Annotated in this window: 14 protein-coding genes; 4 read left to right on the top strand and 10 right to left on the bottom strand. The window is 74.0% G+C overall.

The features are described from left to right. Nucleotides 1-23 precede the first annotated feature (23 nt). The 4 genes from ACH4SE_RS05835 to rsmI form a co-directional block, all read right to left on the bottom strand. Nucleotides 24-1,175 (bottom strand): ubiquitin-like domain-containing protein, encoded by a 1,152-nt coding sequence (locus ACH4SE_RS05835; RefSeq protein WP_398542027.1) that lies wholly within the window; start codon nt 1,173-1,175, stop codon nt 24-26. 88 nt (nt 1,176-1,263) lie between these two features. Continuing rightward, complete coding sequence (locus tag ACH4SE_RS05830) at nt 1,264-2,136, bottom strand: TatD family hydrolase (RefSeq protein WP_398542026.1); 873 nt, start codon at nt 2,134-2,136, stop codon at nt 1,264-1,266. A 43-nt stretch (nt 2,137-2,179) separates the two neighbouring features. Further along, nucleotides 2,180-2,527, bottom strand: a complete 348-nt coding sequence (locus ACH4SE_RS05825) for a hypothetical protein (RefSeq protein WP_398542025.1) — start codon at nt 2,525-2,527, stop codon at nt 2,180-2,182. 205 nt (nt 2,528-2,732) lie between these two features. Then, the gene (rsmI, locus tag ACH4SE_RS05820; protein ID WP_398542024.1) at nt 2,733-3,596 is read right to left on the bottom strand and encodes a 16S rRNA (cytidine(1402)-2'-O)-methyltransferase; all 864 of its coding nucleotides are present in this window, start codon (nt 3,594-3,596) and stop codon (nt 2,733-2,735) included. 159 nt (nt 3,597-3,755) lie between these two features. Between rsmI and ACH4SE_RS05815 the strand changes: the two genes are divergently transcribed. From ACH4SE_RS05815 to ACH4SE_RS05805, 3 genes are all read left to right on the top strand, one after another. Beyond that, nucleotides 3,756-5,477, top strand: coding sequence for a dolichyl-phosphate-mannose--protein mannosyltransferase (locus tag ACH4SE_RS05815; protein WP_398542154.1), 1,722 nt, complete (start codon nt 3,756-3,758; stop codon nt 5,475-5,477). A gap of 128 nt (nt 5,478-5,605) precedes the next feature. Further along, nucleotides 5,606-7,267: a penicillin-binding transpeptidase domain-containing protein gene (locus ACH4SE_RS05810; protein WP_398542023.1), complete on the top strand. Its 1,662-nt coding sequence runs from the start codon at nt 5,606-5,608 to the stop codon at nt 7,265-7,267. 245 nt (nt 7,268-7,512) lie between these two features. Beyond that, nucleotides 7,513-7,971: a MarR family winged helix-turn-helix transcriptional regulator gene (locus tag ACH4SE_RS05805; RefSeq protein WP_398542153.1), complete on the top strand. Its 459-nt coding sequence runs from the start codon at nt 7,513-7,515 to the stop codon at nt 7,969-7,971. Nucleotides 7,972-8,027: 56 nt separating this feature from the next. On the opposite strand, the gene ACH4SE_RS05800 is transcribed toward ACH4SE_RS05805, so the two are convergent. From ACH4SE_RS05800 to ACH4SE_RS05775, 6 genes are all read right to left on the bottom strand, one after another. Further along, complete coding sequence (locus tag ACH4SE_RS05800; RefSeq protein WP_398542022.1) at nt 8,028-9,161, bottom strand: NAD(P)/FAD-dependent oxidoreductase; 1,134 nt, start codon at nt 9,159-9,161, stop codon at nt 8,028-8,030. A 302-nt stretch (nt 9,162-9,463) separates the two neighbouring features. Continuing rightward, complete coding sequence (locus ACH4SE_RS05795; RefSeq protein WP_398542021.1) at nt 9,464-10,273, bottom strand: SDR family NAD(P)-dependent oxidoreductase; 810 nt, start codon at nt 10,271-10,273, stop codon at nt 9,464-9,466. Between the two features lie 4 nt (nt 10,274-10,277). After that, nucleotides 10,278-11,453 (bottom strand): serine hydrolase domain-containing protein, encoded by a 1,176-nt coding sequence (locus ACH4SE_RS05790; RefSeq protein ID WP_398542152.1) that lies wholly within the window; start codon nt 11,451-11,453, stop codon nt 10,278-10,280. Between the two features lie 237 nt (nt 11,454-11,690). Continuing rightward, a complete protein-coding gene (locus tag ACH4SE_RS05785; RefSeq protein WP_398542020.1) occupies nt 11,691-13,571 on the bottom strand; it encodes a glycoside hydrolase family 6 protein in 1,881 nt (626 codons plus the stop codon). A gap of 514 nt (nt 13,572-14,085) precedes the next feature. After that, a complete protein-coding gene (locus ACH4SE_RS05780; RefSeq protein WP_398542019.1) occupies nt 14,086-15,777 on the bottom strand; it encodes an FAD-binding dehydrogenase in 1,692 nt (563 codons plus the stop codon). Between the two features lie 293 nt (nt 15,778-16,070). After that, a complete protein-coding gene (locus ACH4SE_RS05775; RefSeq protein ID WP_398542018.1) occupies nt 16,071-16,565 on the bottom strand; it encodes a GNAT family N-acetyltransferase in 495 nt (164 codons plus the stop codon). A 231-nt stretch (nt 16,566-16,796) separates the two neighbouring features. Here ACH4SE_RS05775 and ACH4SE_RS05770 point away from each other — a divergent pair, with 231 nt between their 5' ends. After that, the gene (locus ACH4SE_RS05770) at nt 16,797-20,345 is read left to right on the top strand and encodes a S41 family peptidase (RefSeq protein ID WP_398542151.1); all 3,549 of its coding nucleotides are present in this window, start codon (nt 16,797-16,799) and stop codon (nt 20,343-20,345) included. The last annotated feature ends 13 nt before the right edge of the window (nt 20,346-20,358 follow it).

Here is a 20,358-nt window from a genome sequence, read left to right as displayed (position 1 = left end):
GGCGCCCCCGGCCCGGCGCGGGCTCAGCGGCGCAGCCGCCGTCCGCAGACGGGCCAGGGCGCCGTGCCGCGCTCGGCGTACAGCCGCCGGGCGCGCAGCGTCTGCTCGGCCGCGGAGGCGTCCTGCGGGCGGCCCCGGCCGCCGACGCTGCGCCAGGTGCGCACGTCGAACTGGTAGAGGCCGCCGTAGCGCCCGGAGGGGTCCACGGCGTGCGGCCGCCCGCCGGACTCGCACGCGGCGAGTGCGGCCCAGTCCAGCCCGCCGCCCGGCAGGGACCCCGCCGGGGGCCGCACGGGCACGGGCGCGGAGGCGGGGGCGGGGGCGGCGGGTACGGGCCCGGTGCCGACGCGCACCACCTCGGTGACCGGCTGCCGGACGACCCTGCTGCCCAGCAGCCGCGGCGTCCCCGGCACGCCGTCGACGGTGCGCACGGCGTACGACAGCTCCCGCACCCCGGCGCGCCCGTGGACGGCCACCACGCGCGTCCCGCGCGGCAGCTTCGCGTCCGCGCGGCGCACCGTGCGGTAGGGCACCGCCTCGCGGCGGACCGTGCCCGTGTCGCGGACACGGTGCACGGTGAGGGTGCGGCCGTCGCCGGGGAAGGTGTCCGGCGCGGGCGCCAGCGCGTCCCCGGCGGCCAGCAGCACCCCGGCGTCGGCGACGGCGCCGAGCGCGGTCACGGCGTGCGTGCGCACCAGGTGCGCCCGCCCGTCGGCCACGACGGTCACCCGGCGCAGCGTCCGCACGTCCAGCGCGAGCCCGCGCCGCCCGATCGCCGCGCCGCGCGAGGCGTCGAGCAGCGCGCCGTCGGCCCGCACGCCCAGCTGCCGCAGGGCGGCCGAGACGGTCGTGGCCGTGGTCCACACCCGGCGCCGCCGGCCGTCGAGCGTGAGGGTCAGCGGGCGCCCGTACCGCACGGCCACGGCGTCGCCGTCGCGCAGCGGGTGGCCGGGGGCGGGCGCGACCAGGTCGTGCGCGCCGACGGCGATGCCCTGCTCGCGCAGCACCCCGGCGACGTCGGAGGCGGACGTCCGCACCGTCCGCGCCGCGCCGTCGACGCTCAGCCGGACGGTCGCGGCACCGGCCACGCCGGTTCCCGTACCGCCGGCGAGCATCGCCACGACGAGTGCCTGCGGGACGAGCCTGCGCGCGTTTCCGGCAAGGTGAATGCTCACGAGGCCGGACCTTAAAACATAAAAGCAGAAAGATGCGGCATTCACCCGTATACCGGGCGGGCCGCGTGTCCGCGGACGGCTCCCGAGGTCAGCCTGCGTACCCGAACGCCCGTGCGGTGTTGGCGGCGACGGCCGCCGCGAGCACGTCCTCGTCGTCGCCGCGGGCCGCGGCCATCGCGCGCAGCGTCAGGGGGATCAGGTACGGGGCGTTGGGCCGCCCGCGGTGCGGCACCGGCGGCAGGAAGGGCGCGTCGGTCTCGACCAGCAGCAGCTCGCGCGGCGCGACCGCCACCGCGTCCCGCAGGTTCTGCGCGGACTTGTAGCTGACCGTCCCGGCGAAGGACATGTAGTAGCCGTGCTCGGCGCACACCTTCGCCATCTCCGCGTCACCGGAGTAGCAGTGGAAGACCACCCGCTCGGGCGCGCCCTCCTCCGCCAGGATGCGCAGCACGTCCGCGTGCGCGTCCCGGTCGTGGATGACGAGCGCCTTGCCGCGGCGCTTGGCGATCTCGATGTGCCGGCGGAAGGAGTGCTGCTGGTCGGCGACACCCTCGGGACCGGTGCGGAAGTAGTCGAGGCCCGTCTCACCCACGCCCAGGACCTGCGGCAGCGCCGCCAGCGCGTCGATCGCGTCGATCTCCGCGTCCAGCCCGGCCCGCCCGCCGCCCTCCGGCCGCGCCACGACCCGCGGCGCCTCGTTCGGGTGCAGCGCCACCGACGCCCAGATGCGCTCCCACGCCGCCGCCGTCTCCGCCGCCCAGCGCGATCCCGGCAGGTCGCAGCCCACCTGGACGAGCGTGTCCACGCCCACCGCCGCGGCCTGCGCGAGCGCCTCGGCGACCGTGCCGGACTGCATGTCGAGGTGCGTGTGCGAATCGGCCACCGCCACCCTCAGCGGCTCCGGCGCCGGCGGGGGTGTGGTGTCCCGGTCCTTGCCGGCCCTGCTGCTCCTGTCTGCCATACCGACGATCCTAGGGACCGCCGCCGACAGCCGGGCCGTCCCGTCAGGCCGTCCCGCGGTGGCGGTGCGGGACGTGCAGCGCCAGGTGGTGCCGGTGGTGCGGACGGTGCTCGCGGGACAGGTGCCACGGCTCGACGGCCTCCACGCCGGCGACCCGGCCGGAGCGCATGATCCGCACGTTGTGCCCCCCGCAGTTCCCGCACACCGGCCGGGTGAGCGGCGAGGGCACCGCCACGCCGTCCGCGAGGTACGTCACGCCGCGGCGGCCGAAGGCGTCCACGTGGTGCTCGATCTCGTACGCCTGCTCCCAGCCGTAGCCGCAGTTCAGGCACGCGAAGGCGTACGCCTCCCGCGCCCGCGGCTCCGCGCCGCTCCCCACTGTGCCGCTCATCACCCGCTCCTCCGCCCTCCGGGCACGCCCGGACCGGAACCCTCCACTCCAGCGAACCTCTCCCCCGTCCGGAGGGCAACCGCATGCCGCGGGAGCGCGCGCCGGGCGCGACGCGCAGCGCGCCGGCAACCGCCCGGGCGCGGGGCGGGTCCGGGGCGGCGGGGGCGGGTCCGGGGTGGCGGGGGCGGGTCCGGGGGGCGCGGGCTCAGGAAGCGGCGTGCTTCGCGGCCACCACCGCGTCGAAGACGTCCCGCTTCGGCACCCCCGTCTGCGCGGCCACCGCCGCGATCGCCGCCTTGCGGGCCTCCCCCGCGGCCTCCCGCGCGGCGACGAGCCGTGCCAGCTCCTCCGGCCCGAGGTCCGCGGGCGCCGCGGGCGGCGCGCCCTCGACCACGACCGTGATCTCCCCGCGCACTCCCTCCTCCGCGGCCCGGCGGGCGAGCTCGGCGAGCGGCCCGCGCCGTACCTCCTCGTAGGTCTTGGTCAGCTCGCGGCACACCGCGGCGCGCCGCTCGGGACCGAACACCTCGGCCATCGCGGCGAGCGTGTCGTCGATGCGGTGCGTCGCCTCGAAGTAGACCAGCGTGCGGCGGTCCGCGGCGACCTCGCGCAGCCGGGCGAGGCGCTCGCCGGCCTTGCGGGGCAGGAAGCCCTCGAAGCAGAAGCGGTCGACGGGCAGGCCGGAGACGGCGAGCGCGGTGAGGACGGCGGACGGCCCGGGCACGGCGGTGACGGTGATGCCGCGCTCGACGCACGCGGCGACGAGCCGGTAGCCGGGGTCGGAGACGGACGGCATCCCGGCGTCCGTGACGAGCACCACCCGCGCCCCGCCGGCCAGCGCCTCGACCAGCTCGGGGGTGCGCCCCGCCTCGTTGCCCTCGAAGTAGGAGACGACCCGCCCGGCGGGCTCGACGCCGAGCGCGGCCGTGAGCCGGCGCAGCCGCCGGGTGTCCTCGGCGGCGACGACGTCGGCCCCGGCGAGTTCCGTGCCGAGCCGGGGCGGCGCGTCGGCGGGGTCGCCGATGGGGGTTCCGGCCAGTACGAGGACGCCTGCGGCTTGCGTGGTCACCGTCCCAGTCTCGCACCGCCCGGCGCGGCCCCCGGCGCGGACCGCGTCCGTACGGCACGGCCGCGGCGTGCCCGCGGCACCGGGGTTTGCGGACAAACAGGGGCGCCGGGCGCCGACCCTCATCACATTTTCAGAGGCGTTCCCTACGATGGGCCGGTGATGAGTGAGACCGCGACGCAGGACCGGGCCACCGAGGACGCCCCGGCCGATGCGCAGCCGAGCCCCTGGGCCCAGCGGCTGCGCAGGTTCGGGTATGCGGAGCGGCCGCGTACGGACACCAGGGAGCGCCTGGTGCCGCCGTTCCCGGAACCGGGGACCCGGTTCTGGCAGACGCTGGGCCTGGGCCCGGCGCGGGCGCGGCTGGTGGCCAGGGCCAACGGCTGGCTCGGGCCGGTCCTGGTGGCGGTGCTCGCGGGCGGCCTGCGCTTCTGGCACCTGGGGACCCCGCGCGAGGTCGTCTTCGACGAGACGTACTACGCCAAGGACTCCTGGTCGCTGCTCAAGCTCGGCTACGAGGGCACCTGGCCGGACGCCAAGATCGCCAACACCGACATCCTGGCGCACCCGCAGACGATCCCGCTGTCCGACTCCCCCGGCTACGTCGTCCACCCGCCGGCCGGCAAGTGGGTGATCGCGCTCGGCGAGTGGATGTTCGGCATGAACCCCTTCGGCTGGCGCTTCATGATGGCGCTGCTCGGCACCCTGTCGGTGCTGATGCTGTGCCGGATCGGCCGCCGCCTCTTCCGCTCCACCGCGCTGGGCTGCCTGGCCGGGCTGCTGATGGCGGTGGACGGCCTGCACTTCGTCATGAGCCGGATCGCGCTGCTCGACCTGGTGATCATGTTCTTCGCGCTCGCGGCCTTCGGCTGCCTGCTCGTCGACCGCGACTGGTCGCGGGCCCGGCTGGCGCGCGCGCTGCCGGTCGGCGAGGAGGGCTGGGCCGGCCCGGACCGCCAGGTCGGCGGCCGCAGGGGCATGGGCTGGCGGCCGTGGCGGATCGCCGCGGCGGTGTGCCTGGGCCTGGCCGCGGCGAGCAAGTGGAACGGCCTGTACTTCCTGGCCTTCTTCGCGCTGCTCACCCTCGCCTGGGACGTCGGCTCGCGCCGCCTGGCGGGCGCGCGCAACCCGTGGCTGGCGGTGCTGCGCAAGGACTTCGGCTGGTCGGTGCTGACGATGTTCCCGGTCGCGGTGCTGACGTACCTGGCGACGTGGACCGGCTGGTTCGTGTCGGACAACGCCTACAACCGGCACTGGGCCGATCACCGCGGCGGCACGTGGTCGTGGATCCCGGCGCCTCTGCGCAGCCTGTGGCACTACGAGTACGAGGTCTACCAGTTCAACGTCACGCTGCACACGCCGCACCCCTACCAGTCCAACCCGTGGAGCTGGCTGGTGCTGGGGCGGCCGGTGTCGTACTACTTCGAGTCGCCGAAGTACGGCGAGCAGGGCTGCCACGCGACGGGCGGCTGCTCGAAGGAGATCCTGGCGCTGGGCACCCCCCTGCTGTGGTGGTCGGCGTGCTTCGCGCTGCTCTACCTGCTCTACCGCTGGGTGATGCGCCGTGACTGGCGGGCGGGCGCGATCCTGTGCGCGGCGGGCGCGGGCCTGCTGCCGTGGCTGCACTACCAGGACCGCACGATCTTCTACTTCTACGCGGTGTCCTTCGTGCCGTACCTGTGCCTGGCGGTGGCGATGATGGTGGGCGCCTTCCTCGGCCCGCCCGGCTCCACCGAGAGCCGCCGCATGTGGGGCGCGGTCGGAGCGGGCACCCTGGTGCTGCTCATCGTCTGGAACTTCATCTACTTCTTCCCGATCTACACAGGTATGACGATCCCCTACACCGGCTGGCAGGCCCGGATGTGGTTCGACTCCTGGGTGTGACAGGCGGAGGGGACCGTTCGGGGACGAAGCCGTGTCGCATTCGAGACCTGTCCTGTCACACCCGTCCCGTAAAGTGCGCTGAGAACGCGATCATTTGAACGCGTTCAGGGGCGGGGAGGGGACTCGGGATGCCACTGGCACCGGGAGCGAAGGCGGGGATCGTCGGAACGGTCCTGGTCGTCATGCTGAGTGTCGCCGGATACGGCGCGTACAACATCTACAGCGGCCTGGACGGCGGCGGCGGCAGCGGCGGGGACTCCGACCGCACGGTCGCGGACACCGCAGCGCCGGTCGCGCCGGAGGACATCACCAGGACGGCCGCGGCGTTCCTCGCCGCCTGGTCGGCGGGGGACGTGAAGAAGGCCGCGGTCCTCACCGACTCGATGCAGACGGCCACGGCGGCGATGACGTCGCTGGCGCAGGACGCCAAGGTCAGCAAGGTCACGGCGACCCCGCAGCCGCTGAACGGCACCACCGTGCCCTTCACGGTGAAGGCGACGGTCTCGTACGCGAACCTGCCGCCGAAGGAGTGGGACTACAGCTCGCGGCTGACGGTCGACCGCAACCTGAGCGGCGAGCCGGTCGTGAAGTGGACGCCCGACGTGCTGGTGCCCGGCGTCCAGGCGAACCAATCGGTCGTCACCCGCCAGGCGTCGTCGCCGCAACTGGACCTGCTGGACCGCCACGGCGACGTCATGACGGCCGCCGCGTACCCGGGCCTGACCGACGTCTTCGACGACCTGCGCAAGCGCTACGACGGCTCCGGCGGCACGCCGGGCATCGAGACGTACATCGCCGACGCCCAGCAGAACACCGTCAAGACGCTGCTGACGGTCAAGCCCGGCAAGAACGCCCGGCTGCAGACCACGCTGGACGCCGGCCTCCAGAAGGCCGCGGAGAAGGCGGTCGCCTCCGCGACACAGGCCGGTGTCACCGCCCTGGACACCAGGACCGGCGCGATCCTGGCGATGGCCAGCAACCCGCCCGGTGGTGAGAACTACGCGCTGGCACTCAAGGCCCCCGGCTCCACCTTCAAGATCGTCACGGCCACGGCGCTGATGCTGGCCCCGCACTCCAAGGCCTACCCGCACGGCATCGGGCCGAGCTCGCCCGCCCGGTGCGTCGACGGTTACAACGTGGTGGGCGGCAAGCAGTACCACAACGTCACCCGGGACAACGTGAACGCCGACCTGGCCTGGGACTTCGCCCAGTCCTGCAACACCGGTTTCATCCGGCTCTCCCCGAACCTCGACCAGCCGAACGGCCTGAGCGATGTCGGCAGGAAGTACTTCGGCCTCGCCGGCGACTCCCAGCCGTGGTACGTCGGCACCGGCACCGAGGACGGCAGCATCCCGGGCGGGACGGGCGACGAGTTCACCTCGGAGATGATCGGCCAGGGCCAGGTGCTGATGAACACCCTGGAGATGGCGTCCGTCTCCGCCACGGTGGTCAACGGGCGGTTCGTTCAGCCGTCGATCCTTGAGGACAAGGACCTGATCGACAAGCGCACCGCCATCCACACCACCTCGCTGCCCGGCTACGTGCAGCAGGGGCTGAAGCAGATGATGAAGCAGACCGCCGACCACGGCACCGCCTCCGGCCTGCTGAACGGTGTCGCCCACCCGTACGGCGCCAAGACCGGCTCGGCGGAGGAGAACGAGGGGCAGGCGGACGGCTGGTTCACCGCCTTCGCCGGCCATGTCGCCGCCGCCGGCGTGGTCGTGGGCGGCGGCCACGGCAACGCCTCGGCCGGCCCGATCGTCGCGAGCGTGCTCAAGGCCGCCTCCTGACGGCTCGCGGACACCGTCCGCACCCGTCCCGCCGGACCGCCCGCGTCCGGCGGGACCCGCCACCCCCCTCCTGGGGCAGGGCCCGCCGGCCGCGGCGGCGGACGGGCCGCGCACAGGTACGTACGCCGCCCGCCACGACCCCCCGTCGTCTGCGGCAACAGTAGGCGGAGGGTCTGACAACGCCCCGGCGCCGGGACCCCGGCCCCAGTACCCTGAGGGCCATGGGCAGGGACGAGAGCGGCAGTATGAGCATCGCGACCGCGCTGGTGCGCGTCGCCTTCCTCGTCAACGCCGTCTATGCCGAGACGGCCCGGGAGTACGGCATCACCAGTCAGCAGGGCCAGTTGCTGTGCGTGCTGATGCCGCGGCCGCGCGGGATGGCCGACCTCGGGGAGACGCTGGGCCTGGCCAAGTCCAGCCTGACCGGGCTGGTCGACCGCACCGCCCAGCGCGGCCTGGTGCGGCGCGAGCCCGACCCGGAGGACGGCCGCGCGGTACGCGTCGCGCTCACCGGTGAGGGGGCGACCCTGGTCGACGCCTTCTACGCCGAGACGTGCCGGCGCGTCGAGCTGCTGCCCCAGGGACTGCCGCCCGCCGACCGCGAGGTGATGGCCGGGCTGCTGGGCCGTGTCGTGACGGACAACCAGGTGCCGGTGGTCTTCCTGGACCACGACGAGGCGCCGCCCCGCACCCCGCGCGGCTGACATCGGCCGCAGCGGGGACACGGGGCGGGACACGGAGCGGGCTCCGGCCGAGCGGCTCAGGCGGTGCCGAAGAGCTCGGCGAAGCGCCCGGTGAAGAGATCCGCGCCCTTGTACGCGGCCACGGCGGAGGCGGGCAGCAGCGTGGGCGGGCTGTCGGGCTCCTCGGCGGGCACCTGGCCGACTCCCCCCTCCGGCCCGAGCGGCAGCAGCACCGAGGGCACGGGCGAGGGCGCGTACGTCGCGGCGGGCTGCTCGCCGCGCACCTGGGCGGCGATGTTGGCGGCCACGACGGCGGCGTGCTGCATCGCGTAGGCCGCCATCTTGGCCTCGGCGAGGTCGGTGAGGTCGCCGAGCGCGTACAGCCGCTCGTGGCCGCGGACCTGGAGGGTACCCGTCACCCGCACCTGCCCGCGCTCGGTCAGCGCACCGGCGTCCAGGCTGCCGGCGAGGTAGCCGCCGTTCACCCGCACCCCGTGGCAGCGGAACCAGATGTCGGCCTCGATCACGTCCCCCGCGGTGGTGGCCACGGCGAACGCCCCGGCCCGCCCGGCGGGCGTCTCCGGCTCGCCGGCGAGCGCGGCGCCGAGCCGCAGCTCCACGCCCAGGCCGGCGAGCTGGCGGCGCAGCTCGGCCCGCAGCTCGGGCGTGAACGACGGCATGACCTCATCCGCCGGGTCGAGCAGGGTGATGCGCTTGCCGGGCCACACGGCCGCGATCTCCCCCGCCAGTTCCAGCCCGACCGGTCCCGCACCGGCGATCAGCACCCGGTCGGCCGCCGACAGCTCCTTGTGCGCCGCCCGCAGCCGGTCGAGCGCCTCCGCCGTGGCGTCGCTGTCGGTCTTGGCCGGGAACGGGTAGTCCGACCCGCTGGCCAGCACGACGTAATCCGCCGCGATCCGCCCGCCGCCGGCGAGCGTGACCCCGCGCCCGTCGGCGTCGACGGCCGCCACCCGGTCGCGCACCACGCGTCCGCGGGCCATCAGGCCGTCGTACGGGAAGAAGATGTTCCCTGCCCATTCCGGCTTCACCAGTGCGCGCAGCGAGCCGGCCGCGTGCACGAAAGCGTCCCTCGGCTCCACGAGGACGACGTCCACCCCGTCCTCCGCGTCCAGCGCCTTGGCGACGCTGGATCCGCCGTACCCGCCGCCGACGACCACCACGGTGCTGTTCATGATCCATACCCCCGTCATCGATAGGTCACCTTCATTCGCAATACGAACCATAGTAGTTCGTATTACGAATGACAAACCCATGGGTGTCCCCGTCCGCCCGCCGGTCCGGGCGGTGAGTGGCCGGACAGCGCGCAGGCCCGGGTCAGAGGCGGTGGTCAGAGGCGGTGGTCAGAGGCGGTGGTCAGAGGCAGGCGGTGACGACGGCGGCGGGCGCCCGCGGAGCCGAGGGCTCTGCGCCGAGGGCCCGTGGGGCCCGGCCGAGGGCCTGGTGAGCACCCGGAAGGCGCCCTGCCGCACCCGGGAGCGGCACGCCCCCGCGGTCAGGAGGGCGTGCGGGCCGTCTCTGCGGCCCCGACGGCCGCGGTGAAGCCGGGGTTGCTGATCAGGATGCCGCCGTCCACCGGCAGCGTCACCCCGGTGATCCAGGCCGCGTCGGACGACGCGAGGAAGGTGACCGCGCCCGCGATGTCCGCGGGTTCGCCGATCCTGCCCAGCGGGTAGAGCGCCGCCGCCGCGTCCAGCGCCGCCTCGCGGCCGGCCCACGCGGGAGTGCGGATCGTGCCGGGCGCGACGAGGTTGACGCGGACCCCGCGCGGCGCGGACTGCACCGCGAGGGTACGGGTCAGCGACATCAGCCCGGCCTTGGCCGCACTGTAGGAATGGTTGCCGAAGGAGGCGAGGCCGTTGACCGAGCCGATGTTGACGACCGCCCCGCGCCGGCCGGGCGCGGCGGCGAGGTACGGCAGCGCGGCGCGGGTGCAGCGCATCGCGCCGACCAGCGTGACATCGAGGTCGAGCCGCCACTCCTCGTCGTCCTCGTCCTCGAAGGCGCTGGTGCCCTCGGCGCACCGGTAGGCGTTGTTGACGAGTACGTCCAGCGTTCCGAAGGCGTCCACCGCGCGGGTCACCGCCGCGTCCACGGCCGTGCGGTCGGCCACGTCGCAGCCGCACCCCTCGGCCCTGCCGCCCGCCGCGCGGATGGCGGCCGCGGTCGCCTCGGCGGCGTCCGCGTCGATGTCGGCGATCAGCACCCCAGCACCCTCGGCGGCGAACCGCCGCGCGGTCGCCTCCCCGATCCCGCGCGCGCCGCCCGTGACGATCACACCGTACGACCCGAAGCGTCCGCCCATGCGGTCAGCGTATGCACTCCCTGAGCGCCCTGACCAGAGCCTGCGCACGGAGGTCGGCGGTGACGTTGCGCTGCATGCCGTTGGTGACGTAGCCGAATCCGGTGCCGCTGGACGGGTCGGCGAAGGCCAGGGTGCCGCCGCGGCCCGGGTGGCCGAAGGAGCCGGGGCCGAGCATGGGGGCGGCCGGTCCGTGCAGCATGTAGCCGAGGCCGAAGAGGGTGCTGACGACCAGCACCCGGTCGGGACCGTCCGATTCCGGCGTCCTGGCCGCCGTCACCGTCGCGGGCGCGAACAGCCGGGGGCCGCCGTCCACCTCGCCGACCAGCGCCGCGTAGAAGCGCGCGAGCGAGCGGGCGGTCGCGATGCCGCCGGACGCCGCGAGTTCGCCGGCGCGGTAGGCCGGGTCGTTCTCGTCGGGCAGCGGCGTGATCGCGGCGAAGGCACGCCGGGTGAGCGAGCCCGGGTCGGCGTACGCGTCGTGCACGGAGCGCTTGGGGCGGCTGCGCAGGACCCCGGACACGGCCGGTTCGGGCGGCGCGACGTCGGCGATGGCGCCGACCTGCCCCGCGCGGTCGTCCGGCAGGCCTATCCACAGGTCCAGGCCCAGCGGCCGGGTTATCTCCTCGGCCGTGAAGCGCCCGATCGTCCGTCCCGACGCCCGCAGCACCAGCTCTCCGGTGAGCCAGCTGAAGGTCTGCGCGTGGTAGCCGTGCTCCCGGCCCGGGGTGAAGAGCGGCTGCTGGGCGGCGACCGCGCGCGGCCCCGACACCCCGTCGAGCGCCTGCTCCGGCGTCAGCGGCTCGTCCAGGGCGGGCACTCCCGCCCGGTGCGCCAGCACGTCCCGTACCGTCACCCGCTCCTTGCCGCGGGCCTTGAACTCCGGCCAGTACGCCCCCACGGGCGCGTCCAGGTCGAGCTGGCCGCGCTGATGGAGCAGCAGCAGGCAGGCCGCGGCCACGCCCTTGGTCGCCGACCGCACCGTCTGCGCCGTCTCCTCGCGCCACGGCCCGCCGCCGTCAGGGGCCGCCGTACCGCCCCACAGGTCGACGACGCGGCGCCCGTGCCGGTAGACGGCGACCGCCGCCCCGCGGTCGCCGCGGCGGGCGAAATTCCCCGCGAAGGCGGCGCGCACCGGTTCGTACCCGGGCTCCACCACCCCGTGCACCTCGATGCCGTCCATCGCCGCCTCCTCTCCGCCGGGCCGCCGCCGCCCGGCGGGGCGGTGGTGCTCGCTGCTGCCGGTCACTCCATGGTGCACGAGGGGTACGACAGCCGGGCGAGGGGGGACGGACAGGCGTGCGCGGGCCCGGCGGGGGAACGGCGGCGGGCCCGTTCCGGGACCGCGATCCGGGTCTGGTGACCCGGAGGCGGCCCCGTTACGGGCCCGGTGGGGGGATCCGCTGTCGGCTGCTGTCGCTTACGAGAGCGGCGGGTATGCGTTGGCGATCAGCTGGTGGAACTCGGCCGAGAACCAGTGGCCTGCCAGAGGAGCGTTGGGCAGGGCACCCGTCGGGTTGTTGCCGTTACGTGCGTTGCCACCGTAGGTGGGGTCGCACATCTGGTCGAAGCCCTTGCCCTCGTCGTTGCTGACGGCCTGGCTCGCACCGTCGGACTCACCCGGCGGCTTGATCCACACGTAGGCGTCGATGTTGGTCGCGGGAGCGGCCGTCGGCCGCGCTCCGATGCCCGCACCGGTCTGGTTGCACCAGTTGCCGGCGTGGATGCGGCGGTCGATGCGGCCACCGTTGACGTAGGTGTCCACGCTGGTCGTCGCGCCCGGGCCGGTGGGACGGCTCGAGCCGCCCCAGCCGTTGCGGCCGGTGTCGATCAGCATGCCGATCGTGGACGGGAAGCCGTCGGAGATCAGCTGGTTGCGCAGGCCGAGGGCGTACGACTGCTCGTCCACGTACTGGTTCCAGTCGATCCACTTCGACTGCCGCACGGTGGTGCCGTTGACGTTGTCCGTGATCTTGACGTAGGGCTCAACGGTGGCGCTGTAGTTCGCCGTGTTGGTGATGAAGCCCTGGACGTCCGCCAGGCTGGCGCCGTTGGTCGTCGCGACCTTGTAGAACTCCTGGGCGGACGGGGCCAGGTTGGTGTCCCAGCCCAGCCAGGCGTGGTGGCCGGCGTCGATGTAGTTGTAGGTGTTGCCGAGGGCACCCAGCTTGGAGAGGGCGTAGCTGACGCCCTTCTCGTAGTTGCCGTTCGCCTTCATGGTCGCGCAGGCGTCCGTCGAACCGGCGGTGCCGCCCGCGTTGGTGACGAGGTTCGGCAGCGAGTCGGGCTCGATGATGTTGACGATGCGCAGGTTCGAGTAGGCGGAGTTGCCCTCGAGCGCGGTGATCGGGTCGATGTACTCGGTCTCGTACCTGCCGATGTCCGTCGGGCCGAGCTCACCGTTGGAGGCGAGCGCGGAGCAGTCACGGCCCGGGAGGTCGTAGATCACGAACTCGATCGTCAGCGGCTGGCCGGCCGCCTGCTTGACGGCCGCGTCCAGGTGCGCCTTGAGGCCCATGCCGCCGTTCACGCCGTTGATCGCGGCGATCCGGTCGAGCCACACGGCGGTCGACTGGTTGGCGATGGCCTGGCCACCGTCCGCGGCGGCCTCGGCGGACCACTCGGAGTTGACGTAGCCCTTGGCACCGGCGTACGGGTTGTCCACCTTCTGGCCGGGAGGCGGCGTGGTGCCACCCGTCGAGCCGGTGGTGGTGCCGGTGGACGTGCCCGTGGACGTACCGGTCGAGGTGCCGGTCGACGTACCCGTGGACGTACCGGTGGACGTACCGGTCGAGGTGCCGGTCGACGTACCCGTGGACGTACCCGTGGACGTGCCGGTCGAGGTGCCGGTCGACGTGCCACCGGCCGTGGTGCCGGCGCCACCGCAGGTCACGCCGTTCAGCGTGAACGACGTCGGCTTGGCGTTGGAGCCGGTGTACGTGCCGTTGAAGCCGAAGCTCGTCGTCCCGCCGGTCGCGATCGACCCGTTGTACGACAGGCTCGCCGCGCTGACGGTCGCACCGGACTGGGTGAAGTTGGCGTTCCAGCCCTGGGTGACCTTCTGGTTGCCGGCGAAGGTCCAGCCGACGTTCCAGCTGGTCACCGCGGGGCCGGTGTTGGTGACGGTCACCTGCGCCGTGAACCCGCTGCCCCAGTCGTTGAGGGCGTAGTCGACCGAGCAGCCGGCCGTGGCCGCAGCGGCGGACGGGGAGTTCAGGGCGACGGCGATGCCGCCGGAGGCTACGAGCATCAGCCCCGCGGCGAGGGCCGCGGTTCTGCGTCGGACAATCGGGCCTGCCATGTGCGAACAACCTCCATAGGGGGGATGGGCCTTTGGAAGGGACTTCGAAAGGCCATGGGAGGTGGTGCAGTGATTCTTGTTTCGGTTACACGCTCTTAACGTGGGAGCGCTCCCATAGTGCGGAGCCGTCCTGCTCCTGTCAATGCTTGAAGCACGACAAGGCGCGCACCATCGGGCACAGTTGCCCACCCGGCCCCCTGTCCACGCAGGTCACGCGGGTCAGCGCCACGCCGTACGCGACGCCGTACGCGTCCCCCCGCGCGCCGAACGGCCCGCCGCGTTCGCGGCCCGAAGGACCGTCAGATGACACGAAGGGTGCGGCGGTACGGCGGACCGCCCGCCGGCGCGGCGCCCCGCCGCGCCGGACACCGGGTGTCGGACGCCCCGGCGGGGGGTACGGGAACGGGTACGCCCCGAACGCGGTCCGCAGACGTGGGAGTACGCGCCGGGTCCGGACGGAGCGCGCACGGCGTCCGGACGGTCCCGTGCGGAGCGGCGTGCCGGGGCGCCGCCCCTACGCCGTGGCCGCGGCCGCCGCCCTGCCCGCCGCGCGCCCGGAGAAGATGCACCCGCCCAGGAACGTCCCTTCCAGCGAGCGGTAGCCGTGCACCCCGCCGCCGCCGAATCCCGCCGCCTCGCCGGCCGCGTACAGCCCGCCCAGCGGCTCGCCGCGCCCTCCTTCCCCGCTCCCCGGCCCGTCGGCGGGCGGCGGCGCAAGGACGCGCCCGTAGAGGTCCGTCTCCAGCCCGCCGAGCGACTTCCTGGTCAGGATGTTCAGCCGCACCGCGATCAGCGGCCCCGCCTTCGGGTCCAGCAGCCGGTGCGGGGAGGCGGTGCGGACCAGCTTGTCGCCGATGTAGTTGCGCGCCCCGCGAATCGCGGTGACCTGCAGGTCCTTGGTGTAGGCGTTGGCGATCTCCCGGTCCCGGGCCTCGATCTCCCGGCGCAGCGCGTCCTCCTGCACCAGGTCCTCGCCCGTGAGCGCGTTCATCCCCCGCACCAGGGCGCCGAGTTCGCGCTCGACCACGAAATCCGCGCCATTGCGCTTGAACGCCTCCACCGGCCCGGGCGCACCCGGCAGCGCCCGCTTCAGCACCTGGCGCACACTGCGCCCGGTGAGATCCGGGTTCTGCTCGGAGCCCGACAGCGCGAACTCCTTCTCGATGATCTTCTGTGTGAGCACGAACCAGGTGTATTCGTGTCCCGTCCCCATGATGTGCTCAAGCGTCCCGAGCGTGTCGAAGCCGGGGAAGTACGGCACGGGAAGCCGCTTCCCCGTCGCGTCCAGCCACAGCGACGACGGGCCGGGCAGGATGCGGATGCCGTGCCGGTCCCAGATCGGGTTCCAGTTCTCGATGCCCTCGGTGTAGTGCCACATGCGGTCGCCGTTGACGAGCGAGCCGCCCGCGGCGCCCGCGATGCCCAGCATCAGGCCGTCCACGTGCGCCGGCACGCCCGACAGCAGCTTCTTCGGCGGGGTGCCGAGCCGCTCCGGCCACGCCGCCCGCACCAGGTCGTGGTTGCCTCCGATACCGCCGCTGGTGACGACCACCGCCTGCGCCCGGAGCGCGAAGTCACCCGCCACCTCGCGCGAACTCGCCGTACCGCGCGCCGCGTCGCTCGCCACCAGCACCTCGCCGGTCACCCCGTCGACGGCGCCGCCGGTGGTCGTCAGGCCGGTCACCCGGTGCCGGAAGCGCAGCTCCACCAGGCCGCGTGCCACGGCCGCGCGGACCCGCCGCTCGAACGGCTCCACGACGCCCGGGCCCGTACCCCACGTGATGTGGAAACGCGGCACCGAATTCCCCGGCCCGGTGGCCAGGAAACCGCCGCGCTCGGCCCACCCGACGACGGGGAAGATGCGCAGCCCCTGCCCGTGCAGCCACGCCCGCTTCTCGCCGGCCGCGAAGTCGACGTACGCCTCGGCCCACCGCCGCGGCCAGTGGTCCTCGGGGCGGTCGAAGCCGGCCGTGCCGAGCCAGTCCTGGAGCGCCAGGTCCCTGCTGTCGCGGATGCGCATACGGCGCTGCTCGGGCGAGTCCACGAAGAACAGCCCGCCGAACGACCAGAACGCCTGCCCACCGAGCGACGCCTCCGGCTCCTGGTCGACCAGGACCACCTTCCGGCCCGCGTCCGCGAGCTCGGCGGTGGCCACCAGCCCCGCCAGACCCGCGCCCACCACGACGACGTCCGCGTCCAGCGCCATCCGCCCGCCTCCTGCTCCACCCGACCACTGCCACCGACCTACTCGGCGGTAATGCACGTTACGCGAGGCGCCCCCACCGGGTCAGCACCTCTGCGCACCGTACGGTTCATCCGATGTCCCGCAGATCCTGCTCTCGACGGGCGATCGTCGGCCGTCGACTGTCGATTCCCGCCTGCGCACCGGCATACCGGGCGCCGCGCCGCTGCCCCGCCGTCCCGCTCGGGCGTGCCGGCCCTCCAGACGGCCGCGCCGACCGCGCCGACATCATCGATTGGCGACGGCATCCGGTCCGCTCATCGGATGTCCGACCGCCATCTGACCTCACCGTCCTGCCACTCCCCGGTGGCCACGAGCCCGATCGCCGCCGCCACCGCCGCGGACGCCGCGTGCTCCGGACGGACATGCGCGACCACCGTCGTCACCCCCTGCCCGCGCAGCCACCCCACCAGAGCGCGCGCCGCCTCCTTCGCGATGCCGCGCCCCTGCCAGGCCGTACCCACCACCCACGCCACCTCGGCGCGCGCCCCGGCGACCGTCGCCTGCACGGTCCCGGTCAGACGGTCCGCCGAATCCAGCCGCACCACCCAGTTGCACCAGACGACGCCCGCGTCACCCGAGCCCGCCGCCAGCCGCTCGTACCGCGCCCGCAATCGATCAGCGTCAAGCGGTTCTCCCCCGATGAACTCGTGCAGCCGCGGATCCGCCAGTACCTCCGCCATCTCCTCCGCATGATGCGGCGCCAGCGGCAGCAGCGTCAGCCGCGGCGTGGCAATGGTCTCCGCCTCCACACCCGTCCCCCAGATCTCCCCGCCCCCGCCCGAACGGGAGCGATCATCCGACCACCGGATCGTCGGGTCGTCCGGTCGGCGTCCATCGGACGGTACCCCGGCGGTCGCCCGGCGCGACGACGCACTCCGGGGGCGCACCGGGGTGAAAAGTTGCTGCCCGCGGAGCCGCCCCGAACCATAGATGAGGTGAGCGACGGCGCGTACCTACGGTTTCCGCATCTCCACCGCGACATGCTCTGCTTCGTCGCGGAGGACGACATCTGGGTCGCCCCGCTCGGCCCGCCGGGCAGCTCGCCCGGCCGCGCCTGGCGGGTGACCGCCGACCGCATCCGCGTCGGCCCGCCCCGCCTGTCGCCCGACGGATCGGCGATCGCCTTCACCACCTGGCGCAGCCTCGACCCCGAGGTGCATCTGGTGCCGTCCGACGGCGGCACCTCGCGCCGGCTCACCTACTGGGGCAGCACCGACACGCGCGTCTGCTCATGGACCCCGGACGGCCACGTCCTCGCGGTCTCCTCGCACGGCCAGGCGTTCTCCTACTTCACCTGGGCGCACAGCGTGCCCGTGGAGGGCGGACCGGGCGGTCCGCTGCCCTGGGGACCGGTCTCGGACATCGCTGTCCACGACGAGCCCGCCGCGGAAGGCGGCGGCACGGAACGCCGCACCCTGCTGCTCACCGGCACCCCGCCGCACGAGCCGCACGCCTGGAAGCGCTACCGCGGCGGTGCCACGGGCCGCCTGTGGCTGCACGGTGAGCGACTTGTCCCGGACATCGGTGGCCACCTCGCCTCGCCGATGTTCGTCGGCGGCCGCATCGCCTTCCTCTCGGACCACGAGGGCATCGGCAACCTGTACTCCTGTCTGCCCGACGGCACCGGCCTGCGCCGCCACACCGACCACGCCGACTTCTACGCCCGCAACGCCGCCACCGACGGCGACCGCGTCGTCTACCAGTGCGCCGGTTCCCTGTGGCTGGTGGACGACCTCGGTGACGGCGCGGAACCGCGGCGCCTGGACATCCGCCTCGGCGGTGCCCGCAGTGGCCGCCGCCCCTACCAGGTGCCCGCGGCCTCCCACATCAACGGTCTGGCCGTCGACGGTCCGGGCCGCGCCAGCGCCGTGTGCGTCCGCGGCAGCCTGTACTGGCTCACCCACCGCGACGGCCCGGCCCGCACGGTCGCCGACACCGCGGGCGCGCGCGTCCGGCTGCCGGAGATGCTGGGCGACACCGGCCTGGTCGGCTACGTCACCGACGCCGAGGGAGAGGACGGCATCGAGCTGGCCCCGCTCCCCGGCCGCGCCTCCCGGGCCCTCAGCCGCGGCCCCGAGTCGGCAGCCGACGTGGCCGCCGCGCTCAGCGCGCCCGAGCCCGTCGGCACGGCGCCGGACACCGCCCCGGTCGGCAGCGCGCCCTCACGGGAAGCGGCCGGCGACGATCGTACGAACAAAGGCGATGACCACACATCGCCAATCGATAGCCGCACGGTCAGAACCGGCTCCACGCGTGTCGCCTACGTCGACGGTGTCCTCGCGCCCGCCCCCGGCAGCGGCGGGGGCGAGGGCGGCACCCTGCCGCCCCCGGCCGGCCCAGGAACCGTCACCCGACTGGCCGTGGGCCGCCTCGGCCGCGTCCTGGAGCTGGTGGCGGCGCCGGACGGCGGCACGCTCGCCGTCGCCTCGCACGACGGCCGCCTGCTCCTGGTGGCCACCGGCGCGGGCGAGCCCCCGTCCGGCTACGACGACGTCGACGACGACGAGCCCCCGCAGCCCGCCGGAACGGTGACCGAACTCATCCGCTCCACCAACGGCCCGGTCCGCGACCTCGCCTTCTCCCCCGACTCGGCGTGGCTGACCTGGTCGCACCCCGGAGTCGGCCGCTCGCTGCGCTCCGTCAAGATCGCCCGGCTGTCCGACAGCACGATCATCGACGTCACCAACGGCCGTTTCGAGGACGAGCAGCCGGTCTTCACCCGCGACGGCCGCTACCTCGCGTTCCTCTCCTGGCGCGGCTTCGACCCGGTGTACGACGTCCACACCGGCGACCTGTCCTTCCCGCTCGGCTGCCGCCCCTACCTCGTCCCGCTGAACTCGGCCACGCCGTCGCCCTTCGCCCTGCCCATCGACGGCGGCCCGGTCGGCAGCGGCCTCGACCCGGGCGAGAGCGGCGGCGACAGCGACGGCCCCGTCGTCGTCGAGGCCGAGGGCCTGCCGGACAGGGTGACGCCTTTCCCCGTACCGGCGTCCAAGTACTCGTCGCTCGAACCGGTGCAGGGCGGCCTGGTGTGGCTGCGCTGGCCGATCTCCGGCGCCCTCGGCGAGACCTTCGTCAACCCCACCGACCCGTCGGCACGCCCCACCCTGGAGTTCTACAGCCTCGGCAAGTCCAGGAAGACCGAACTGGTCCGGCACATGGACTGGTACGCCGTCAGCGGCGACGGCCGCCGGCTGGCCGTCTACGACGAGGGCGAGCTGGCCGTCCTGCCCGCCAACGAACGCGGTGACGACGACACGACCGTCTACGTCGACATGCGCCGCATCCTGCACGAGGTGGAACCGGGAGCGGAATGGCGGCAGTCCTACGCCGAGGCGGGCCGCCTGATCCGCGACTACTTCTGGGCTCCGGACATGTGCGGCGTCGACTGGCCCGCCGTGCTCGACCAGTACCGCCCGCTGGTGGACCGTGTCGCCACGCCGGACGAGTTCGCCGACCTGCTGCGCGAGGTCCTGGGCGAGCTGGGCACCTCCCACGCGTACGTCGCGGCCGCCCGCCGCAACGAGGGCCCGCCGCACTACCAGCGCCCCATCGGCCTGCTCGGCGCCGACTTCCAGCACAACAAGGACGGCACGTGGACGGTCGTCCGTATCCTGCCGGGCGAGTCGTCGGACTCCAAGGCGCGCTCCCCCCTCGCGGGCACCGGGATCCGCGAGGGGGCCGTCCTCACCCACGTCGACGGGCGCCCGGTGGACCCGCAGTCGGGTCCCTTCCCGCTGCTGGCGGGCGCGGGCGGCACCACCGTGGAGCTGACCTTCCGCTCGCCCGGCGGCGGCCCGCCGCGCCGCGTCGCCATCGTTCCTCTCATCGATGATCGACCGTTGCGCTACCAGCACTGGGTCGCCCGGCGCCGCAAGGTCGTACGCCACCTCAGCGGCGGCCGGTGCGGCTACCTGCACATCCCCGACCTGGGCGGCTCCGGGTGGGCACAGTTCAACCGCGACCTGCGCAAGGAGGTCGCCTACGACGCGCTCATCGTCGACGTCCGCGGCAACGCCGGCGGCAACATCAGCGAGCTGGTCATCGAGAAGCTCACCCGCACCGTCCTCGGCTGGGACATCACCCGCGACGCCCAGCCCGTCTCCTACACCGGCAACGCCCCCCGCGGCCCGATCGTCGCCGTCGCCGACGAGGCGACGTCCTCCGACGGCGACATGATCACCGCGGCGTTCAAACTGCTCGGTCTGGGCCCGGTGGTGGGCCTGCGCACCTGGGGCGGCGTGGTCGGCATGACAGGCCGCCACCGGCTCGGCGACGGCACCGTCATCACCGTGCCGATGAACGCCGCGTGGTTCGACGCGTACGGCTGGTCGATCGAGAACCAGGGGGTGGCCCCGGACATCGAGAGTCTGCGGACCCCGCTGGACTGGGCCGAGGGGCGGCACGGCCAGCTCGACGTCGCCGTCCGCACCGCGCTGACGCTGCTCTCCCAGCACCCCGCCGCCAGCCCGCCGGACCTCTCCGACCGACCCGACCGCTCCCGTCCCCCACTGCCCCCGCGCAGCTGACCGGCACTGCCGC

Origin of the sequence: Streptomyces sp. NPDC020983, from assembly GCF_044333485.1 — a bacterium.
Classification (GTDB): domain Bacteria; phylum Actinomycetota; class Actinomycetes; order Streptomycetales; family Streptomycetaceae; genus Actinacidiphila.
Note: the sequence above shows the minus strand (reverse complement) of the source record. Positions and strands in the feature narration are given on the sequence as shown.

What these genes read in the sequence shown, in the direction of transcription:
- ACH4SE_RS05830 (WP_398542026.1), bottom strand. Translation starts at nt 2,136, where the DNA reads ATGGCAGACAGGAGCAGCAGGGCCGGCAAGGACCGGGACACCACACCC.
- ACH4SE_RS05825 (WP_398542025.1), bottom strand. Translation starts at nt 2,527, where the DNA reads ATGAGCGGCACAGTGGGGAGCGGCGCGGAGCCGCGGGCGCGGGAGGCG.
- ACH4SE_RS05815 (WP_398542154.1), top strand. Translation starts at nt 3,756, where the DNA reads ATGAGTGAGACCGCGACGCAGGACCGGGCCACCGAGGACGCCCCGGCC.
- ACH4SE_RS05810 (WP_398542023.1), top strand. Translation starts at nt 5,606, where the DNA reads ATGCCACTGGCACCGGGAGCGAAGGCGGGGATCGTCGGAACGGTCCTG.
- ACH4SE_RS05805 (WP_398542153.1), top strand. Translation starts at nt 7,513, where the DNA reads ATGAGCATCGCGACCGCGCTGGTGCGCGTCGCCTTCCTCGTCAACGCC.
- ACH4SE_RS05800 (WP_398542022.1), bottom strand. Translation starts at nt 9,161, where the DNA reads ATGACGGGGGTATGGATCATGAACAGCACCGTGGTGGTCGTCGGCGGC.
- ACH4SE_RS05795 (WP_398542021.1), bottom strand. Translation starts at nt 10,273, where the DNA reads ATGGGCGGACGCTTCGGGTCGTACGGTGTGATCGTCACGGGCGGCGCG.
- ACH4SE_RS05790 (WP_398542152.1), bottom strand. Translation starts at nt 11,453, where the DNA reads ATGGACGGCATCGAGGTGCACGGGGTGGTGGAGCCCGGGTACGAACCG.
- ACH4SE_RS05785 (WP_398542020.1), bottom strand. Translation starts at nt 13,571, where the DNA reads ATGGCAGGCCCGATTGTCCGACGCAGAACCGCGGCCCTCGCCGCGGGG.
- ACH4SE_RS05780 (WP_398542019.1), bottom strand. Translation starts at nt 15,777, where the DNA reads ATGGCGCTGGACGCGGACGTCGTCGTGGTGGGCGCGGGTCTGGCGGGG.
- ACH4SE_RS05770 (WP_398542151.1), top strand. Translation starts at nt 16,797, where the DNA reads ATGCTCTGCTTCGTCGCGGAGGACGACATCTGGGTCGCCCCGCTCGGC.